The sequence below is a fragment of the Nocardia sp. NPDC050413 genome (genome assembly GCF_040655475.1).
Classification (GTDB): Bacteria; Actinomycetota; Actinomycetes; order Mycobacteriales; family Mycobacteriaceae; genus Nocardia; species Nocardia coubleae.
The window spans coordinates 133,718-152,821 of record NZ_JBFAJZ010000003.1 but is presented as its reverse complement, the minus strand read 5'-3'; the positions used below and the strand labels follow the sequence as shown (position 1 = coordinate 152,821).

Annotated in this window: 22 protein-coding genes; 10 read left to right on the top strand and 12 right to left on the bottom strand. The window is 67.8% G+C overall.

Features of this window, described 5'->3' with window-relative positions:
* The first annotated feature begins 141 nt into the window (after positions 1–141).
* Complete coding sequence (locus AB0I19_RS10485; RefSeq protein WP_357147010.1) at positions 142–750, top strand: dihydrofolate reductase family protein; 609 nt, start codon at positions 142–144, stop codon at positions 748–750.
* A 58-nt stretch (positions 751–808) separates the two neighbouring features.
* Here AB0I19_RS10485 and AB0I19_RS10480 read toward each other — a convergent pair whose 3' ends face one another.
* The 4 genes from AB0I19_RS10480 to sdhC are packed head-to-tail and all read right to left on the bottom strand — an operon-like array spanning position 809 to position 4,205.
* Positions 809–1,579, bottom strand: coding sequence for a succinate dehydrogenase iron-sulfur subunit (locus tag AB0I19_RS10480; RefSeq protein ID WP_067490793.1), 771 nt, complete (start codon positions 1,577–1,579; stop codon positions 809–811).
* Positions 1,579–3,348, bottom strand: a complete 1,770-nt coding sequence (sdhA, locus tag AB0I19_RS10475; protein ID WP_220139230.1) for a succinate dehydrogenase flavoprotein subunit — start codon at positions 3,346–3,348, stop codon at positions 1,579–1,581. The genes AB0I19_RS10480 and sdhA overlap by 1 nt, the downstream gene beginning before the upstream one ends.
* Before the next feature lie 16 nt (positions 3,349–3,364).
* Positions 3,365–3,799 carry a succinate dehydrogenase hydrophobic membrane anchor subunit gene (locus AB0I19_RS10470; protein WP_181697572.1) on the bottom strand — a complete coding sequence of 145 codons (435 nt, stop codon included), beginning with the start codon at positions 3,797–3,799 and terminating at the stop codon, positions 3,365–3,367.
* Between the two features lies 1 nt (position 3,800).
* Positions 3,801–4,205 carry a succinate dehydrogenase, cytochrome b556 subunit gene (sdhC, locus tag AB0I19_RS10465; RefSeq protein ID WP_181697571.1) on the bottom strand — a complete coding sequence of 135 codons (405 nt, stop codon included), beginning with the start codon at positions 4,203–4,205 and terminating at the stop codon, positions 3,801–3,803.
* Positions 4,206–4,494: 289 nt separating this feature from the next.
* Between sdhC and AB0I19_RS10460 the strand changes: the two genes are divergently transcribed.
* The 4 genes from AB0I19_RS10460 (at position 4,495) to AB0I19_RS10445 (ending at position 8,087) form a co-directional block, all read left to right on the top strand.
* Complete coding sequence (locus AB0I19_RS10460) at positions 4,495–4,896, top strand: cytidine deaminase (RefSeq protein ID WP_357147008.1); 402 nt, start codon at positions 4,495–4,497, stop codon at positions 4,894–4,896.
* A 126-nt stretch (positions 4,897–5,022) separates the two neighbouring features.
* Positions 5,023–6,309 carry a thymidine phosphorylase gene (locus tag AB0I19_RS10455; RefSeq protein ID WP_357147005.1) on the top strand — a complete coding sequence of 429 codons (1,287 nt, stop codon included), beginning with the start codon at positions 5,023–5,025 and terminating at the stop codon, positions 6,307–6,309.
* Positions 6,310–6,351: 42 nt separating this feature from the next.
* Entirely contained in the window at positions 6,352–6,834 is a 483-nt protein-coding gene (locus AB0I19_RS10450) for a hypothetical protein (protein WP_357147002.1), read from the top strand.
* 155 nt (positions 6,835–6,989) lie between these two features.
* Positions 6,990–8,087 (top strand): adenosine deaminase, encoded by a 1,098-nt coding sequence (locus AB0I19_RS10445; RefSeq protein ID WP_357146999.1) that lies wholly within the window; start codon positions 6,990–6,992, stop codon positions 8,085–8,087.
* Between the two features lie 43 nt (positions 8,088–8,130).
* On the opposite strand, the gene AB0I19_RS10440 is transcribed toward AB0I19_RS10445, so the two are convergent.
* Genes AB0I19_RS10440 through AB0I19_RS10420 form a run of 5 tightly spaced genes read right to left on the bottom strand, consistent with a single transcriptional unit; the run spans position 8,131 to position 11,528 of the window.
* Entirely contained in the window at positions 8,131–9,363 is a 1,233-nt protein-coding gene (locus tag AB0I19_RS10440; protein ID WP_357146996.1) for a primosomal protein, read from the bottom strand.
* Between the two features lie 20 nt (positions 9,364–9,383).
* Positions 9,384–9,737, bottom strand: coding sequence for a YbaB/EbfC family nucleoid-associated protein (locus AB0I19_RS10435; protein WP_166655760.1), 354 nt, complete (start codon positions 9,735–9,737; stop codon positions 9,384–9,386).
* On the bottom strand, positions 9,734–10,087 hold the full coding sequence (locus AB0I19_RS10430; protein WP_067490779.1) for a hypothetical protein: 354 nt from the start codon (positions 10,085–10,087) through the stop codon (positions 9,734–9,736). Before AB0I19_RS10430 ends, AB0I19_RS10435 begins: the two co-directional genes overlap by 4 nt.
* A complete protein-coding gene (locus AB0I19_RS10425) occupies positions 10,084–11,211 on the bottom strand; it encodes a C40 family peptidase (RefSeq protein WP_067490777.1) in 1,128 nt (375 codons plus the stop codon). Before AB0I19_RS10425 ends, AB0I19_RS10430 begins: the two co-directional genes overlap by 4 nt.
* Positions 11,208–11,528 carry a hypothetical protein gene (locus AB0I19_RS10420; protein WP_067490775.1) on the bottom strand — a complete coding sequence of 107 codons (321 nt, stop codon included), beginning with the start codon at positions 11,526–11,528 and terminating at the stop codon, positions 11,208–11,210. The genes AB0I19_RS10425 and AB0I19_RS10420 overlap by 4 nt, the downstream gene beginning before the upstream one ends.
* A 142-nt stretch (positions 11,529–11,670) precedes the next feature.
* Between AB0I19_RS10420 and upp the strand changes: the two genes are divergently transcribed.
* Together upp and AB0I19_RS10410 are read left to right on the top strand one after the other, a co-directional pair.
* A complete protein-coding gene (upp, locus tag AB0I19_RS10415; RefSeq protein WP_356984886.1) occupies positions 11,671–12,294 on the top strand; it encodes a uracil phosphoribosyltransferase in 624 nt (207 codons plus the stop codon).
* Positions 12,295–12,350: 56 nt separating this feature from the next.
* A complete protein-coding gene (locus tag AB0I19_RS10410; RefSeq protein WP_357146993.1) occupies positions 12,351–12,719 on the top strand; it encodes a DUF4913 domain-containing protein in 369 nt (122 codons plus the stop codon).
* Here AB0I19_RS10410 and AB0I19_RS10405 read toward each other — a convergent pair.
* Positions 12,706–14,208, bottom strand: a complete 1,503-nt coding sequence (locus tag AB0I19_RS10405) for a phospho-sugar mutase (protein WP_357146990.1) — start codon at positions 14,206–14,208, stop codon at positions 12,706–12,708. The genes AB0I19_RS10410 and AB0I19_RS10405 overlap by 14 nt on opposite strands.
* Positions 14,209–14,988 carry a purine-nucleoside phosphorylase gene (locus tag AB0I19_RS10400; protein ID WP_357146987.1) on the bottom strand — a complete coding sequence of 260 codons (780 nt, stop codon included), beginning with the start codon at positions 14,986–14,988 and terminating at the stop codon, positions 14,209–14,211.
* A gap of 164 nt (positions 14,989–15,152) precedes the next feature.
* Between AB0I19_RS10400 and AB0I19_RS10395 the strand changes: the two genes are divergently transcribed.
* The 3 genes from AB0I19_RS10395 to AB0I19_RS10385 all read left to right on the top strand — a co-directional run bounded on the left by AB0I19_RS10395 (position 15,153) and on the right by AB0I19_RS10385 (position 18,395).
* A complete protein-coding gene (locus AB0I19_RS10395; protein ID WP_357146985.1) occupies positions 15,153–15,854 on the top strand; it encodes an enoyl-CoA hydratase-related protein in 702 nt (233 codons plus the stop codon).
* 49 nt (positions 15,855–15,903) lie between these two features.
* Positions 15,904–17,106 carry a M20 family metallopeptidase gene (locus AB0I19_RS10390; protein ID WP_357146983.1) on the top strand — a complete coding sequence of 401 codons (1,203 nt, stop codon included), beginning with the start codon at positions 15,904–15,906 and terminating at the stop codon, positions 17,104–17,106.
* Positions 17,107–17,231: 125 nt separating this feature from the next.
* The gene (locus AB0I19_RS10385) at positions 17,232–18,395 is read left to right on the top strand and encodes a M20 family metallopeptidase (RefSeq protein WP_067490766.1); all 1,164 of its coding nucleotides are present in this window, start codon (positions 17,232–17,234) and stop codon (positions 18,393–18,395) included.
* Between the two features lie 51 nt (positions 18,396–18,446).
* Here the strand turns inward: AB0I19_RS10385 and AB0I19_RS10380 are convergent, their stop codons facing one another.
* Positions 18,447–18,911: a gamma-glutamylcyclotransferase gene (locus AB0I19_RS10380; RefSeq protein ID WP_067490738.1), complete on the bottom strand. Its 465-nt coding sequence runs from the start codon at positions 18,909–18,911 to the stop codon at positions 18,447–18,449.
* Positions 18,912–19,104: the final 193 nt, after the last annotated feature.

Sequence of the window (19,104 nt, the reverse complement as noted above, 5' to 3'; positions counted from 1 at the left end):
TGCACTGTCTACTATGGATAGTAGCGCTATCTATTCTTTCGTCAAGCCCGTCCGCGCAGTAGTTCCGCGCCGCGATTAGTTCGGTAGCCGCGCACCGTCGTAGTAATCGACACACTCACCGCTCACCGAGGAGAAGTACCGATGAGGAAGATCACCGCCGGTCTGTTCATGTCTCTCGACGGCGTGATCGCCGACCCGCAGGACTGGCATTTCCCCTACTTCGACGACGCCATGGGCGCCGCGGTCGACGCCCAGCTCGGCAGCGCCGACACACTGCTGCTCGGCCGCGTGACCTACGACAGCTTCGCCGGCGCATGGCCCGGCCGCGAAGCCGAAGGTGGACCGGACGCGCCGTTCGCGAAGAAGCTCGGCGACGCGCGCAAACTGGTGGTGACCCACGAGGACCGCGATTTCCCGTGGCGCAACTCCGAGCGCCTCGACGGCGACCTGACCGCGTCCGCGGCCGAGCTGAGGAAAGGGTCGGGCGGCGATATCGCCATCAGCGGCTCGGTATCGGTGGTGCGCCAACTCCTGGCCGCGGGACTGCTGGACGAACTGCACCTGCTGGTGCACCCGATCGTGGTCGGTAAAGGGGAGCGGCTCTTCGAGGACGGGACGACGATTCCCCTCCGCCTGCTCTCCTCGGACACCTTCGGCACCGGGGTGCTGCACCTGGTGTACACCAAGGACGACACCGCCCCGAGCGGGTCCTACGAGGACGCCAAAACCCATCTCGCACAGGAAGAGTGACAGCAAAGGCCGCCTCCATCGAAAGATGAAGGCGGCCTTTTGCAGGGACCGGGGGAGGTCAGCGGGCGAAGAGGAGGGCTCGCTTGACTTCCTGGATGGCCTTGGTGACCTCGATGCCACGGGGGCACGCGTCGGTGCAGTTGAAGGTGGTGCGGCAGCGCCACACGCCTTCGACGTCGTTGAGGATGTCGAGGCGCTCGCGGGCGCCTTCGTCACGGCTGTCGAAGATGAAGCGGTGGGCGTTCACGATCGCGGCCGGGCCGAAGTAGCTGCCGTCGCTCCAGTACACGGGGCAGGAGGTGGTGCAGCAGGCGCACAGGATGCACTTGGTGGTGTCGTCGAAGCGGGCGCGGTCGTGCTGGGACTGGATGCGCTCGCGGGTCGGCTCGTTACCCGAGGTGATCAGGTACGGCTTCACGGCACGGAACGCGTCGAAGAACGGTTCCATGTCGACGACGAGGTCCTTCTCCACCGGCAGGCCGCGGATCGGCTCGACGGTCATGGTGAGGGTCTTGTCGCCCTTGGGCAGCATGTCCTTCATGAGGACCTTGCAGGCCAGCCGGTTCACACCGTTGATCCGCATCGCGTCGGAACCGCACACACCGTGGGCGCAGGAACGCCGGAAGGTGAGGGTGCCGTCCAGGTAGGACTTGATGTAGATCAGCACGTTGAGGAAGCGGTCGGTCGGCAGGACCGGCACCTGGAACGAATCCCAGTACGCGCCCTTGTCGTTCTCGGTGCTGAACCGGGCCACCTTCACGGTGACCATGACCGAGCCCTCGGGGACGGGCGCGGGCTTCTGCGTGGTCGGTTCTGCTACAGCAGTCATCAGTACTTACGCTCCATCGGCTCGTAGCGGGTCTGCACCACCGGCTTGAAGTCGAGGCGGATCTCGGAGATGAGCTCCGGGCCCTCCTTGTACGCCATGGTGTGCCGCATGAAGTTCACGTCGTCGCGATCCGGGTAGTCCTCGCGGGCGTGGCCACCACGCGATTCCTTGCGGTTGAGCGCGCCGACGACGGTGACCTCGGCCAGCTCGAGCAGGAAGCCCAGCTCGACGGCCTCGAGCAGGTCGCTGTTGTAGCGCTTGCCCTTGTCCTGCACCGTGATCCGGGTGTAGCGCTCCTTGAGCGCGTGGATATCGGTGAGGGCCTGCTTGAGGGTGTCCTCGGTGCGGAACACGGCGGCGTTCATGTCCATCGTGTACTGCAGTTCGGTGCGGATGTCGGCCACGCGCTCGTTGCCGTGGTCGGACAGGATCAGCGCCAGCCAGTCCTGCACCATCTGCGCCGGGTTCTCCGGCATCTCGACGAACTCGGTGCGCTGGGCGTACTCGGCGGCCGCGATGCCGGCGCGACGGCCGAACACGTTGATGTCGAGCAGCGAGTTGGTGCCGAGACGGTTCGCGCCGTGCACGGACACGCAGGCGCACTCACCGGCGGCGTAGAGGCCGGGGACCACGTCGGTGTTGTTGCGCAGCACCTCGCCACGGATGCGGGTGGGGATACCGCCCATCACGTAGTGGCAGGTCGGCATGACCGGCACGAGCTCCTTCACCGGGTCCACACCCAGGTAGGTGCGCGCGAACTCGGTGATGTCGGGCAGCTTCTCCTCGAGCACGTCCTCGCCGAGGTGGGTCACGTCGATGTAGACGTAATCCTTGTTCGGCCCGGCGCCACGGCCTTCGAGCACCTCGAGCACCATCGAGCGGGCGACGATGTCACGCGGCGCGAGGTCCTTGATGGTTGGGGCGTAGCGCTCCATGAAGCGCTCGCCGGAGGCGTTGCGCAGGATGCCACCCTCACCACGAACAGCCTCGGAGATGAGGATGCCCAGGCCCGCGAGGCCTGTCGGGTGGAACTGGTGGAACTCCATGTCCTCGAGCGGCAGGCCCTTGCGGAACACGATCGCCATGCCGTCACCGGTCAGCGTGTGCGCGTTCGAGGTGGTCTTGTACATACGGCCCGAGCCGCCGGTGGCGAACACGATCGACTTCGCGTGGAAGACGTGGATCTCGCCGGTGGCCAACTCGTAGGCGACGACGCCGGTGGCGACGGGGCCACGGTCGGACTCGGTCATCACCAGGTCGAGCACGTAGAACTCGTTGTAGAACTCGACGTCGTGCTTGACGCAGTTCTGGTAGAGCGTCTGCAGGATCATGTGACCGGTGCGGTCGGCGGCATAACACGCGCGACGCACGGGCGCCTTGCCGTGGTCACGGGTGTGGCCACCGAAGCGACGCTGGTCGATCTTGCCCTCGGGCGTGCGGTTGAACGGCAGGCCCATCTTCTCCAGGTCCATGACCGCGTCGATGGCCTCCTTGGCCATGATCTCCGCGGCGTCCTGGTCGACCAGGTAGTCACCACCCTTGACGGTGTCGAAGGTGTGCCATTCCCAGTTGTCTTCTTCGACGTTGGCCAGCGCGGCGCACATGCCGCCCTGGGCCGCGCCGGTGTGGCTGCGCGTCGGGTAGAGCTTGGTCAGGACCGCGGTACGAGCCCGGGGACCGGCCTCGATCGCCGCGCGCATGCCCGCGCCACCGGCGCCGACGATGACCACGTCGTAGCGATGTTCCTGAATCGGACGGGATTCACTCATGCGAGGTGGCCTGTTCCTAACCGGTGATGTTGGGGTCGAAGGTGAAGATGACGTAGGTGCCCACGCTCATCACCAGGATCATCGAGACCACGAGGATGGTCTTGAGCCAGAACCGGGTGGAGTCCTTGCGGGAGTAGTCATCGATGACGGTGCGCAGACCGTTGCCGCCGTGCAGCTGAGCCAGCCACAGCATGGACAGGTCCCAGAACTGCCAGAACGGGCTGGACCAGCGACCGGCCACGAACGCGAAGTTCAGCCGGTTCACGCCGCCGTCGATCATCAGCATGATGAACATGTGGCCGATGACCAGCACGATCAGGAACAGGCCCGAGATGCGCATGAACAGCCACGCGTACTTCTCGAAGTTGCTGTTGGCCTTGCCGCGGGGGGCGCGCGGGGCGTCGAGGCTGGCGGGGCGGTCGTAGGACTTGCCGAGGACAGGTGCAGACATATCAGTGCTCCGTCAGCAGGTAGAAGAACTGGCGGCCGACGCCCGCGGCGGAGACCAGGATCCAGATGGTCAGCACGACCCAGAGCATCTGCTTCTGGAAGCGCGGACCCTGCGACCAGAAGTCGACGAGGATGACGCGGACGCCGTTGAGCGCGTGGAACAGGACGCAGACGACGAGGCCCATCTCCATGAGCGCGACCAGCGGGTTCTTGTAGAGCTCGATGGCTTCGTCATAGGTGTTCGGGTTCACCCGAACCAGTGCCGTGTCCAGCACGTGCACGAAGAGGAAGAAGAAGATCGTGACACCGGTGATCCGGTGCAGCGCCCAGGACCACATGCCGGGGTCGCCGCGGTACAGCGTCTTCCGCTTCGGCTGGGCCGGAGCCGGAGCTTCTATCGTGGTCATAGAGTGCGGTGCCTCCAACGTCGTTGATGGACCCGGTCACAGATCCGACGCCGGCTGCGTGGAGAGGCAAATGCCCAGGTGGCTGCGCTGTATTCTCGAGCGCTGGCCCGCCGCCGGGAACCTGAACCGATCTTCGGCTGACTCTAATCCTCTCTGTTTCGCGGAACTAATTCGGCGTGCCGTGCGTTGTGCACGAATCGGCCGAGTTAGGTTTACCTTTCTCGATGCCGAATACTGGTGTCCGAGCCCCCGCGCGGACATGTTCGGCGGTATCGGCTGGAGGTTCGCGATGTCCGAAATCGACTGGAATACCTTGCGCGACATGGCAATTCGCGTAATGGGTAGCGCGTATGCCCCGTACTCGGGTTTCCCGGTCGGTGCTGCGGCTCTCACGACGGACGGTCGAATTGTGAGCGGTTGCAATGTGGAAAATGTCTCATATGGACTAACCCTGTGTGCCGAATGCGTACTCGTCGGTAACTTATTCGGGTCGGGTGGGGGCCGCCTCGTGGCGGTATCGGTGAGCGATTCCCGTGGCGAAATCTTGATGCCGTGTGGGCGGTGTAGGCAGCTGCTGTTCGAGCACGGCGGGGGTGAGTTGCTCGTGGACCATGCCGAGGGGCCCAAACCGCTGAGCGAGCTGTTGCCGTACGCGTTCGGGCCCGATGATCTGGCGGCCGGGCAGCGCTGATCGCACCGGTCGACCAGTGCCCGACCCGAACGACGCGCGGGTCCTGCTCCGACCCGATGGAGGTATGGCCGGGGCTCGCTCGGTGTGCGGAGTGCCGCGGCCGATATCGCGTGCCAGACTGGCCGCATGACGGCACTGGACGCGGTATCGATCATTCGGGCCAAACGGGATGGCGGCGAGCTCTCGGATGAGCAGATCGACTGGGTGGTCGACGCGTTCACCCGGGGGATCGTGGCCGACGAACAGATGTCGGCCCTCGCGATGGCCATCCTGCTGCGTGGCATGAACCGGCGTGAGATCGCTCGGTGGACGGCGGCGATGATCGGCTCGGGGAGCCGGATGAATTTCACCGACCTGCCGCGGCCCACCGTCGACAAGCACTCGACCGGTGGCGTCGGCGACAAGATCACCCTGCCGCTGGCGCCCCTCGTGGCGGCCTGCGGCGCGGCGGTGCCGCAGCTGTCGGGGCGGGGCCTCGGCCACACCGGCGGCACCCTGGACAAGCTCGAGTCGATCCCCGGCTGGCAGGCCGACATCACCGTGCCCCGGATGCGCGAGATCCTCGCCGACCCCGAGATCGGTGCCGTGATCTGCGCCGCGGGCGCCGACCTCGCCCCCGCCGACAAAAGGCTGTACGCGCTGCGTGATGTGACCGGGACGGTCGAGTCGATTCCGCTGATCGCGAGTTCGATCATGAGCAAGAAGATCGCCGAAGGGACCGCGGCGCTGGTGCTCGACGTGAAAGTCGGGACCGGGGCGTTCCTGAAGACCCTCGACGAGGCGCGCGAGCTGGCCGCCGTGATGGTCGAGCTCGGGCGGGATGCCGGAGTGAAGACCGTCGCGTTGCTGACCGCGATGGACACCCCCCTCGGCCGGACCGCAGGCAATGCGCTCGAGGTCGCGGAGTCGGTCGAAGTGCTGGCCGGAGGTGGGCCCGCCGATGTGGTCGAACTGACGCTCGCCCTCGCACGCGAGATGGTTGCCCAGGCCGGACTGCACGTCGACCCGGCCGAGGTGCTTGCCGACGGCCGGGCGATGGATCACTGGCGGACGATGATCCAGGCACAGGGCGGCGATCCCGATGCCCCGCTGCCGACCGCGCGGCATACCGAGACGGTGCGGGCCGAGTCGGCCGGGGTGTTGACGCGGCTCGACGCGATGGGCGTGGGCCTGGCCGCTTGGCGGCTCGGTGCCGGGCGTGCGCGGCAAGGCGAGCAGGTCCAGGCGGGTGCGGGTGTCGAGATGCACGCCAAGCCGGGCGATTCGGTTGTGGTCGGCCAGCCCTTGTTCACTCTGCACACGGACACCCCCGAAGCGTTCGCGGGCGCGTTGGAAGCACTCGACGGTGCAGTGGGGATCGAACTCACCCCGGAGAGCAAGCCCGGCGAGCTTGTGCTGGGACGGGTCGATTGAGGTAATAGTCGTGGCCGCACGGCCACGATCGGGAGGTTCGTTGTGTCGGTGGTCGGGGCGGGAGACCGCGGCAACGGAAGGCGGACGGCGGCGGTCGCGCGGGTGCTCGCCTTCATCTCGGCGCTGATCGCGTTCGCGATCGCCGGGCTGATGATTTTCGACGCCGTCAGGGTGGTGAACGAGCCGATCGAACCGGATCAGGTGGACTTCCGGCTCGTCACGGGCGTGCTGCTGGTGATCATGGCCGCGATCGTCGCTCCGGTCGGCGTGCTGAACCTGATCGGCGGCCGCCTGCTCGGCCGCCGAAAGCCGCGCGGACGGACGTCGGTACTCACCGGGTCGTTGCTGGGCGCCGTGGTGGCATTCATGGTCGGCGCCGACGCGCCGATGGTGGCTTGGGTGTCGGTGATCGTGCTGTTCATTGTCACGGCGATTGCGGCTGCGCTACCTGGGACCAAACGCTGGGTCCATTGCGCGCCATCGCCGAGTGAGTCGGGGGAGTCGGATCTCGGGCGGGTCGGCTGAGCGGCTTTACCTGCCAACTGATCTCGCGGGAACATGGGTAACTCGCCGGGTACGGGCTCACTCGGCCACCGACATCGTCTGGCCGCCGACGCAAGTCCCCCCGCACCTGAGTCCGGCCTGAAGACGCGGAGAGGCGGAACGGCTAACGTTTGGATATGACTGGACCGGCGCCCCTCGACCTTGCTTCGATCCGACGTGCACCCAAAGCCTTGCTGCATGACCATCTCGATGGTGGTCTGCGGCCGGAGACGGTGCTAGAGCTCGCCGCCGAGTGCGGCTACGACCAACTACCCGCGCAGGATGCCGAGAGTTTGGGGGCGTGGTTCCGGGACGCCGCCGACAGCGGGTCGCTCGAGCTGTACCTCGAGACGTTCGCCCACACCGTCGCGGTGATGCAGACGCCGGAGGGTTTGCGGCGGGTGGCTCGGGAATGTGCCATCGATCTGGCCGCCGACGGGGTGGTCTACGCCGAGGTGCGGTTCGCGCCCGAGCAGCATCTGGAGAAGGGGCTCACGCTCGACGAGGTGGTCGAGCACACCCTTGCCGGGTTTCGGGAGGGGGAGGCGATCGCGGCGGAGCAGGGCAACATCATCCGGGTGACATGTCTGCTCACCGCCATGCGGCATGCCGCGCGTTCCCGGGAGATCGCGGAGCTCACGGTGCGCTTCCGCGACAGCGGGGTCGGTGGGTTCGACATCGCGGGGGCCGAGGCCGGGTTCCCGCCCACCCGGCACCTGGACGCCTTCGAATATCTGCGAGTGAACCACGCGCACTTCACGATTCACGCGGGGGAGGCGTTCGGGTTGCCGTCGATCCACGAGGCGCTCGCCTTCTGCGGGTGCGACCGTCTCGGGCACGGTGTCCGCATCACCGACGACATCAGCGTGCCCGGGGCCGTCGAGGACGCCCAGCTCGGGATCGTCGCCAACTATGTGCGTGACATGCGGGTTCCGCTGGAACTGTGCCCGTCGTCGAACGTGCAGACCGGTGCGGTGCCCTCGCTCGACAAGCACCCCTTCGACCTGCTGGCCCGGCTGCGGTTCCGGGTCACCGTCAACACCGACAACCGGCTGATGAGCGACACCACCATGAGCCAGGAGATGCTCAAACTGGTGGAAACCTTCGGCTACGGCTGGAGCGACCTGGAACGCTTCACCATCAACGCCATGAAGTCGGCGTTCATCCCGTTCCCCGATCGCCTGAAGATCATCGACGAGATCATCAAACCGCGCTACGCGGTCCTGGTCGGATGACGAAGAAGGGTGGCACCTCCTCGGTGCCACCCTTCTCGCCTTGCTACTCGCTGACCAGCCGTGCTTCGAACGCGCGTTGCAGTTCCCGGAACTGCTGGGCCTCGGACGTGAACGGCGGGTTCGGGGCCAGCCGGTTCGGGTCCGGGTTGAGCAGGTAGGAGACATACCAACCCAGCGGGTTCGACGCGGCAAGCGCCTGTTCCACGCTGTCGTCATCGGCGTAATCGGCTGCGTCGGTGAACAATTCGACAGCCAGGTCGAGCTGTTCGATGTCGACGGCCTCCGGCCCCTCGGCCAGATCCTCCACGAGGCCGGTGAGCACGTAGACGTTCTCGTCGCTCACCTCCACCTCGAGTGAACCGTCGACCGCGGCGGTCTGCACGTCGCCGAAGGTCGACACCCGGGCAAGCTCGTGCTCGTGGTCGTCGGCCAGGTAGCGGGCCAGCGCGCGCTCGGAACCGAACACCGTGATGGTGCGGCCGTTGCCGAGGAAGATCGGCTCGTCGTCGAGGTAGCAGCGCAGGGTGAAGTGCTCACCGTCGGAGGTGACGATCTTGACCGGGTCGATGCCGACCTCGTGCCAGAAGGTCTCGTCCTCGTCGTCGGCGGTGAGGTCGACGCTTTCGAACTCCTCGTCCTCCTCGACCACGTCGTCGGCGTCGACCACGTTCTCCTCGGCGGCCAGCAGCTCGGCCTCGGCGACCTCGACCGCCGCGGCATCCACCTCGGGGGTGGTGACGATGCTGTCGATCGCGTCGAGCACGTCGTCCCAGCCCTTGACGATGGCGGCACCGACCTGGTCCCACAGCTCCTCGCCGTCGCGCCCGGTGAAGGTGCCGACGCCGTTGGCCAGCACACCGAGTACCGGGTTGTCGTCGAAGAACGCCGTCACCACGTCGAGCTCGCACACGTCGCCGATGTTGCGAACCATGGCCAGGGTGTCCTCGAGCTCTCCGACCACCTCACCGTCGGGTTCACCGGCGGCCAGCTCGGGCACGGAGACCAGATCGAAGGTGAAGTTGTCCTCCGGCTCCAGTTCGGCGGCCGACAGACCGGCGACCACCGCCCACGACGGATGCTCGACGAGATCGTTGTCGGTGTTGGTGCGGATGAACGCGGCCAACTCCGCAACGGACTCGAAACCGTAGAGGTCGTCCTCGTGTCCGAGGAACGCCATGTACTCGTCGTCACCGTCACGCCAGCGCGGTGCCCACAGGGTGACGAGATCGCCATCGGTCAGACCGAGCTCGATCGGGACGATGTCTCCAGAAGCCATGACGCGAAGCCTATCGAGCTTCAGCGCCGCGCACTATCCGGCCCGGGTGCTAATTCCCCCGGCGGGTGTGCAGTGCCGCCGGTGAGCGATTCGTTCAGTGTCGCAATGATGTTGGAGCGTGCTTCGCCCGCGGTCTCGGTGGCCTGCCTGCACGCCGACAGGATCAGCTGCGCGGCCTCCGCCGGCGGCAGGGCGGTGATGCCCTCGTCCAGGCGCAGATCGACCAGCGCGCCGTCGCTGTTCACCTCGGCGGTGACCAGCCCGTCTTCGGTGGTGAACTTGCCGTTGACCTGCTTCAACCCGTACAGCGCAGCCTCGAGCGCCTCGAGTTTCTCGGTCACGCCCGCGACCAGGGCGTCCATTTCCGCGCTCACAGGGGCCTCATCCAGCTCGTCTGACCGGTGTCGGCGTCGTCGATGCGGTCGAGCTCGTCGACGGCCTGACGCCGGGTCGGCAGGTTCATTTTGTCGAGCAGGGCATCGGGGATGCCGGCCTGCTCGCTGTACACCTCGCGCAGGCGCGCGGCGGCCGCGATGGTCGAACGCCTGGTCAGGCGAAGGATCTCATCGGCGAGGGCCTGCGCGCCGTACTGGTATTCGCTGCGCTCGAACTTGAGCGCGATCGGCAACCCCATGCTGGTCGCACGCACCGAGATGGTGCCCGACCGGTTGGTGCTGACCGCGGTTTCCACATTGGGAACCTCGGGGATCGGGGTTTCGCTCATGAGGTAGGCCTGTAGAAGCCGTAGAACTCCATGCCACTGTTCTCCGTTCGGATCGAACTGATCGAGACCGGGTCGCCCGCCTCGACGAGCTGCCCGTTGCCGACGACCATGGCGACGTGGCCGTCCCATACGGCCAGGTCACCGGGCATCAGGTCACCGGGTGACACCTGTGGGTGTCCGATGTGCTGTTCCTGGGCCAGGCGAGGCAGTTCCACCCCGGCCTCGCCGTAGGCGTACTTGGTGAGCCCACTGCAGTCGATGCCCGAGCCCGGGTCGTTGCCGCCCCACACGTACGGGGTGCCGACCGCGCCGATGGCCGAGCGCACGGCCGTGGCGGCCTCCTCGTTGGGGGCTTCGACCACGCTGCCGTCGGGCAGGGTGACCTTGACGCCGGTGCCGGTGGAGCCCGTGGACGACCCGGTGGGGGTCGAGGTCTTGCCGTTGTTGGTCGAGTTGCCCGTGCTGGTCCCGCCCGAACTGCTCGAGTCGCCGCCGCCCATGGCCGTCGACAGTCCCGACGACACCGCGCTCAGCATCGAACCGCCCGCGCTCGTCGCGGTGGACAGCAGCGTGGAGGCGGCCGAGGTCGAGAGGTTGGCGGTGTTGGCGAGGGGAGTGCTCGACGGTGCCGGGGTGAGCTCCTTGATGGCGGCGGTCTGGGTGCCGAGTTCGTCCTGCACCCGTCCGACCACGCCCATGCCCTGGCCGATGTGGTCGATCGCCGAGGCGACGACGGCGGTGAGGCCCGCCGGGGTGGCCAGGACCGGGCTGAGCGCGGAGACCTCGGTGAGGAAGGAGTTGACGATTCCGTCGAGTTCCTTCTGCCCGGTCTGCACATACGCGGCGGCCTGGTCGACCACGGTGGCCATCTCGTTGCCGGTGTCGGACAGGGTGGCCGAGGAGGTCTGCACGCGCAGCGCCTTCGAGGTGACCGCGTCGACGGCCAAACCGTCCCAGGCGGTGTTCACCGCATTGATGCCGGTGCGGCCGAGTTGATAGATCTGGTCGATCTCGGCGGAGGTGCTGCGCAGGCCGTCGGACGCGCCGCCGGTGCCGAGGACACCGCTACCGAAGCTGGACAGCAGGTCGTACAGGGGTTGAGCCAGTCCGCTGAGGTCGATCATGCGAGTTCGCCCGCTGCCGATTCGATGGCGGCGGCATTGCCCGTGTCGGTGTCGACGAGGGTGGTCGCGGCGCCTGCCGTTGCGGTGCCCATGCTGGCCATCACGGCCGAGAGCTGGGCGATCGCGGCGACGTGACCGGCCTGGGCGGCGGCGTAGGCGGTGACGAAATCGCCGCCGATGAGTCCCATCACCGGGCCGAGCAGAGCCGGGTTCGATGCCACCGATGCGGCCGCCGCCGTGGCGAATTCGGTGGACATGGTTCCGGCGGTCGCACTATAGGCGACGATGCCCTCGGCATCGGCCGACATCTTTACCATCGAACTTCCCCCAATCCTCGAGTTCCCGGGCAGAGTACGTCATTCACCTGATTCGACGCACCGGCTCCGCGTTCGGTTCCCTCTTCCGCGAAATTTCCCCAGCGGACGCACCGGAAGCGCGTGGTGACCCTATCGTTTTTTCATGCGCACCGACACCGTCGACCATCCGCTCGCCGCCACTCTGCTGAGCACGATGCGAGACGCCCGCACCGACAACGCCACCTTCCGCAACGCATTGGCCGACCTCACGGGCATTTTGATGTACGAGGCCCTGCGTGACGCGCCCGTCGTCCGCGAACCGATCAACACGCCGGTCGCCGTCACCGACGGTGTCCGCCTGGCCGCCCCGCCGCTGCTCGTCCCGGTCCTGCGCGCGGGTCTCGGCATGGTCTACGCCGCCGCCGATCTCGTGCCACAGGCCCGCGTCGGGTTCGTCGGCATCGCCCGCGACGAGGAAACCCACCAGCCCGTCCCGTACCTGGAATCCCTGCCGACCGACCTGACCGACCTCCCCGTCTTCGTCCTCGACCCCATGCTCGCCACCGGCGGCTCGATGATCCACACTCTGGAACTCCTCGTCGCCCGAGGCGCCACCGACATCACCGCCGTCTGCGTCGTAGCCGCCCCCGAAGGCGTTGCCGCCCTGGCCGACTCGGGCCTTCCCGTCCGCCTCGTCACCGCCGTCGTCGACGAGAAACTCAACGAACACGCCTACATCGTCCCCGGCCTCGGCGACGCGGGCGACCGCCAATTCGGCCCCCGCTGAATCGGCTTACCACCGAACGGATTTCGTGGGATCCTGCTGGTATGGGGAGTTCGGATATGCGGGAGCGGGCGTACGCCACGGTGGACGAGTGGGTCACGGAGTATTTCGCGCCGTTGTTCGGCGACGATCTGGCCTACGTGCCGGGGGATCGGCTGTCGTGGTGTCCGCAGTGGTGGCGGCACCCGAGTGCGGCGGTCCGGCTCCACGCGCTGTGGCAGGCGTGGGAGCACTATCGCCTGCTGGGCGGCCCGGCGCTCAGTGTTTGGTTCCTCGACCACGCCGACCCGCATGTCAGGCAGTTGACCGCGCCGAACGGCCCTTTCCGACGCTGCTCGGTCGAGGGCGGGCACAAGGTGAACTTGCGGCTGCCGATCGCCGAGAGGCCCGAGGTGATGGCGGCTGAGCCGCCGATCAAGTGGGACTGAGCGCCCTGCAGAAGCCGGCCAGTTCGCTGAGCCGGTTGCCGGCTTCCAGGCGCGCCGCAGGCAGATTCGAGAGCTCGGTGACGGGGGCGAAGACCTCCAGGTAGCACTTCAATTTCGGTTCGGTACCCGACGGCCGGACGACGATGCGGAAGTCGTCGGCCTCGAAGATCAATGCGTCCGTGCGCATTCGGCCGCGCACCTGGGCCTGATCGGTGAATTTCACCGGTGTGCCCGCGATCTCGACGGGTGGGTTCGTGCGCAGGGCGGCGGCGAGGGTTGTTGCCGCGGCCTGGTCGGGTAGGCGTAGCGACACTTGATCGCCTGCGTGGAGGCCGAATTCGACCGCGTAGGAATCGAGTTCGTCGAGGAGGGTGCGGTCCTGCGCCTTCAACAGGGCGACCAGATCGGCGGCGGCCACCGCGGCGGAGATGCCGTCCTTGTCGCGGACCTTCGACGGGTCGACGCAGTGGCCGATTGCTTCCTCGTAGGCGTACACCAGGCCGTCACCCGCCCTGGCCAACCATTTGAAGCCGGTGAGGGTCTCGGCGTAACGGGCCGAACGCGCGGGCGCCAGCTTCGAGAGCAGGCGCGAGGAGACGATCGTGGTCGCGACCAGCGGGTCGTCGGAAGCGGTGCGCAGCACGTAATCGGCGAGCAGCACACCGGTTTCGTCGCCGCGCAGCATGCGCCAGCCGTCCGGTCCCGGCACGCCGACGGCACATCGGTCGGCGTCGGGATCCAGGGCGATCGCCACGTCGGCGCCCACCCGCTCGGCCAGTGCGAGCAGCAGATCGGCCGCTCCCGGCTCCTCCGGATTGGGAAAGGCGACGGTAGGGAAGTCGGGGTCCGGGGCGAACTGTTCGTCCACCACGTGCACGTCGGGGAATCCCGCGGCGTACAGCGCTCGCACGGCGAGGTCGCCGCCCACACCGTGCATGGCCGTCAAGGCGATCCGCACCTCGGCTCGCGCCCCAGGACCGCCCAGCACACCGGGCAGTTCGGCGACCCGCGCCAGGTACCGGTCGACCAGTTCGGCCCCGGACGGTGAAACAGGCGTCCGCTCGACCGGTTCGACGACCTTCTCGATGTACTGCTCGATCTCGGCATCGGCCGGTGCGATGAGCTGTGAGCCACCGTCGAGATACACCTTGTACCCGTTGTCGGCGGGGGGATTGTGCGAGGCGGTGATCTGCACGCCCGCCACCGCACCCAGCTCACGCACCGCGAACGCCACCACCGGCGTCGGCACGGTCTCGGGCAAGAGGGTCACGGGAAACCCTGCGGCCGTGAAGATCTCGGCTGTCGCGGTCGCGAATTCGGCGGAACCGTGCCGGGCGTCGCGCCCGACCACCACCGCACCGCCGCCGAGACACCGCGCCCGCAACCAGTCGGCCAGGCCTGCGGTCGCCCGCGAGACGGTGGTCACGTTCATCCCGTCCGGTCCCTCACGCAACGGGCCACGCAGGCCCGCGGTCCCGAAGCGCAGCATCTACACCCGCTCCAGGATGCCGCGCAGCAGTTTGCCGAGCCGGGGCGCAGCGGCCTGCCCTTCGGCCAGCACCTCCGCATGCGACAGATGCTGGCCGGTGACCCCGGCGGCCAGGTTGGTGACCAGCGAGATGCCGAGCACCCGCGCCCCGCGTGAGCGGGCTTCGATTGCTTCGAGCACCGTCGACATGCCGACCAGATCGGCGCCGAGAGTGGCAAGCATGCGGATCTCGGCGGGCGTCTCGTACTGCGGCCCGAGCAGCCCGGCGTACACGCCTTCACCGAGTGAGGGGTCGAGTTCCTTTGCCAGCGTGCGCAATTCGGGATCCCACGCGTCGACCAGGTCGACGAACCGCGCCCCCTCCAGTGGGGTGCGCGCGGTGAGGTTCAGGTGGTCGGCGATGAGGACCGGTTCACCCACCCGCAGCCCGCCCCTGATCCCGCCCGCGGCATTGGTGAGCAGCACGATCTCCGCACCGGCCGCGATCGCCGCCGACACCGGGTGCACCACCTGCTGGGGCGTGTAGCCCTCGTACAGGTGCTGACGGCCCATCAGCAGCAGCACATTGTTGTCGTTGACGGTGACCGAGTGCACCATCCCGCCGTGCCCCTGCGCGCTCGGCCTGCCGAAGCCGGGCAGCTCCGGCATGGCGATCGAGGCATGCGGCGCACCGATCTCGGCCGCGGCCTGCTGCCACCCCGATCCGAGCACCACGGCCACGCGATGACGCGGCACTCCCGTACGTTCGGCGATAGCCTCGGCGGCCTTCTCGGCAAGCATGGGGATAGCTTATGTCCCTGGAGCGCTGGCGCGCTCGAGTCGGCGGCCCCGCAAGTCCCGACCGCCGCTTCGCGGCGATCCCTCCTCGAGGTCGGGATGTGCGGGCTGGGAAAGGTGTCTACCCGCGAGTAGGGGAGTGTTCTGGGGCGGACTATTCTCCCTGCATGCCGTATTTGGAGCGCTCTGGTGAAGTTTTCGTCCTGTACCTCGGTGACGAGGGGCAGACCGACAACGAGAACCGTTTCTCGCCGGACTGGATCGACGCCTTCCACGCCGAACTCGACAAGGTCGAGGCGTCCGAGGGTGCCGCGGCGCTGGTCACCGTCGCGACCGGCAAGTTCTACAGCAACGGCCTCGACACCGACTGGGTGTTCGGCAACCTGGACAAGATCCACGGTTACCTCGACCGTGTGCACACCCTCTACTCCCGGCTGCTGACCTTCCCGATGCCGACCGTCGCCGCCATCAACGGCCACGCCTTCGGTGCGGGCGCCATGCTGGCCTCCGCGCACGACTTCCGGGTGATGCGCGGCGACCGCGGCTTCTGGTCGCTGCCCGAGGTGCACCTCGGCATGCCCTTCACCATCGGCATGAACGCGCTGCTGCAGGGCCGCCTCAGCAATCAGGTGTGCGTGCAGGCGATGACCACCGGGCACCGCTTCGGCGCCGACGAGGCGATCGCCGCGGGCATCGTCGACGCGAAGGCCGACGCCGACCAGGTGCTGCCCACCGCCGTCGCCCGTGCCGCCGCGCTCACCAGCCTGCGCAAGCCGATCACCCCGATCATCAAGACCTCGCTGCACGCGGAGACCCTCGCCGCGCTCGCCACGCCGGTGACCCCGGAGAACCTGCCCTTCGGCGGCTGAGGTCCTTCGCCGGTGCGCCCGGGCGCAGCACTGATGCGAGACTGAGTGCATGGCACCCTCGCGTACCGGCGAATTCTCGGCGACCGCAGCCGATACCGCGATCCTCGCGGCCTCGGACGAGCTGATCGGGCTGTCGCACGCGATTCACGCCGAACCCGAACTGGCCTTCGACGAGACCCGGAGCGTCGCCAAGGTTCTCGCCCCGCTACGCGCCCGCGGCTTCGAGATCACCACCGGAATCGCCGGACTGCCCACAGCCTTTCGCGCCGTCTACGGCAGCGGCCCGCTCACCGTCGGCATCTGCGCCGAATACGACGCGCTGCCCGAGATCGGGCACGCCTGCGGGCACAACATCATCGCCGCGTCCTCGACCGGTGCCGCGCTCGGCCTGGCCGAGGTTGCCGATCAGCTCGGCCTCACCGTCGTCGTGCTCGGCACACCCGCCGAGGAGAGCGGCGGCGGCAAAGTACTCATGCTCGAGGCGGGCGCCTTCGACGACATCGCGATGGCGATGATGGTCCACCCCGGCCCGGCCGACATCGTCGGCGCCCGATCGCTGGCGCTGGCCGACCTCGCCGTCACCTTCCACGGCCGCGAGGCGCACGCGAGCGCCGCCCCCGAACTCGGCCTCAACGCGGGTGACGCGATCACCGTCACCCAGGTTGCTCTCGGCTTGCTGCGCCAGCATCTGCGGCCGGGCCAGCAGCTGCACGGTATAGTGTCCGACGGTGGTGTAGCCCCCAACATCGTGCCCGGACGTGCGGAGTTGCTGTACTACCTTCGCGCTGCCGACGCCGCGTCCCTGGACGACCTGATGCGCCGGGCGAAGGCATGCTTCGCGGCGGGCGCCCTGGCGACCGGCTGCACCCACGACATACGGACGCTCGCGCCCACCTATACCGAGCTCACCCCCGACCCGGTTCTCATCGCTGCCTACCGCGCGCAGATCACCGGTTTGGGACGGGTGCCGATCGCGCCCGAGCTCGAGGTGCTGCGACCGCTCGGGAGCACCGACATGGGCAACGTCACCAACGTGATCCCCGGCATCCACCCGGTGATCGGCATCGACGCCGGTGGCGCGGTGACCCACCAACCGGACTTCGCGGCGGCCGCGGTGAACGCCTCGGCGGATCGGGCCGTGATCGACGGTGCGCTCGCGCTGGCGCGTACCGCTGTCGCGATCGCGCGCGATGAAGTACACAGGGACAGGTTGTTGCAACGTCTGATCGAACGACAGGAGGACATTCGGTGAGTATTTCCGGCCATTCGGGCACCGCACACGCAGGCGCTGACGCTCTATCGATGGGTGTCGCCACCCCGTCGGTGATGCGTGAGCCCACGGTGTTCCCGACCCGGCCGGCCGCCGAACCAACCATGATGTCGGGAACCGAGATCGTCGACGCATGGCTGGCCGAACACACCGGTGACCTGGTGCAATGGCGCAGGCACATCCACGCCAACCCCGAGTTGTCGCGGGCGGAGTTCGCCACCACCGAGTTCGTCTCCGGCTGGCTCACCAAGGCGGGCCTGACCTGGGAGGTGCTGCCCGGAGGCACCGGCCTGATCTGTGATCTCGGACCGTCCGACGGACCGCGCATTGCTCTGCGCGCCGACATGGACGCCCTGCCGATGCAGGAATTCACCGGCCTGAGCTTCGCCTCGACCGTGCCCGGTGTGTCGCACGCCTGCGGTCACGACGCGCACACCACGGTGCTGCTCGGGACCGCGCTCGCGCTGGCCGAGGCCGAACACACCCTGCCGGTCGGCGTGCGGTTGATCTTCCAGCCCGCCGAGGAAGTGATGCCCGGCGGCGCGCTCGACGTGGTCGCGGCGGGCGGGATGAACGGCGTCGACCGGATCTTCGCGCTGCACTGCGACCCGCGGCTGGAAGTGGGCAAGGTCGGGCTGCGGACCGGGGCGATCACCTCGGCGGCCGACACCGTCGAACTCGTGCTCGACTCGCCCGGCGGGCATACGTCCCGGCCGCACCTCACCAGCGACCTGGTGTACGCCATCGGCACCGTCATCACCGGGCTGCCCGGGTTGCTGAGCAGGCGGGTCGATCCGCGCACCAGCACCGTGATGGTGTGGGGCGCGGTGAGCGCGGGCAAGGCGCCCAACGCCATCCCGCAGACCGGCATGCTCACCGGAACCGTCCGCACCGGCGACCATCCCACGTGGTTGTTGCTCGAGCCGCTGGTCCGCGAGATCGTCGACAGCCTGCTCGCGCCGACCGGTGTGCGGTACCAGCTCAACTACAAGCGCGGCGTGCCCCCGGTGGTCAACGACGCGGCCTCGACCCTGATGTTCGAGAACGCCGTCCTGGCGATCGGTCCCGACGCGCTGGCCGACACCCCCCAGTCGGGCGGCGGCGAGGACTTCTCCTGGTATCTGGAACACGCGCCGGGCGCGATGGCGCGTCTCGGTGTGTGGTCGGGCACCGGCGAGCAACTCGACCTGCATCAGCCGACGTTCGATATCGACGAACGCGCGCTTGCCGTCGGAGTGCGGACCCTGACGAACATCGTGCTGCAGGCCTGAGGGGCGGCGGGGAGTGCGGTAGGTGGCGCACTCCCCGTATCGGGGCTCGGCTCAGGCCGACCCCGGACCCACATTCTTGCTGTTGCGGGTGCGCAAGGCGTGCACGTAGTCCTCGGGCGCGCCTGCCTTCTCGGCGGCATCGGCGATGACACCCAGATAACGCGCCGACGGCAGCCCACCCTCGTACGCGTCGAGCACGTACAGCCAGGCCAGCCGGGACTCGCCCTGGGTGCCGGTGACCCGCAGCCGGATCTTCTTGTGGATGCCGAAGTCGGAGCCCTCCCAGCGGTCGAGGCGTTCCTCGTCCTCCGGGGACACGTCGTAGAGGACGACGAACACCCGGGAGCCCGGATCTTCGACGACGGTGGCCAACGGCCCTTCCCAGCCGATGTCGTCACCGGCGAAGGTCAGGCGCCAACCTTCCAGCCACCCGGTCCCCGACATGGGCGAATGCGGGCAGCGTTCCAGCATCTGCGTGGAGTCCATGTTGGACCCGTAAGCGGCATAGATCGGCACCTGAGGAACTGTAGCCAATAAACCGCGCGGAATTCCTGTCTCCCACCCAGATCGGCTCACTGTCACACTCGGCGGTGACGGCGAACACGCCGAACCTTGTTCACCGAGCCGACCCGGTCGCGTCACGGCGCACCTGAAATGATGGGGCGACAGCGCGGGCGGCCCTCACAAGGGGCGATGCCCGATCAGGCGA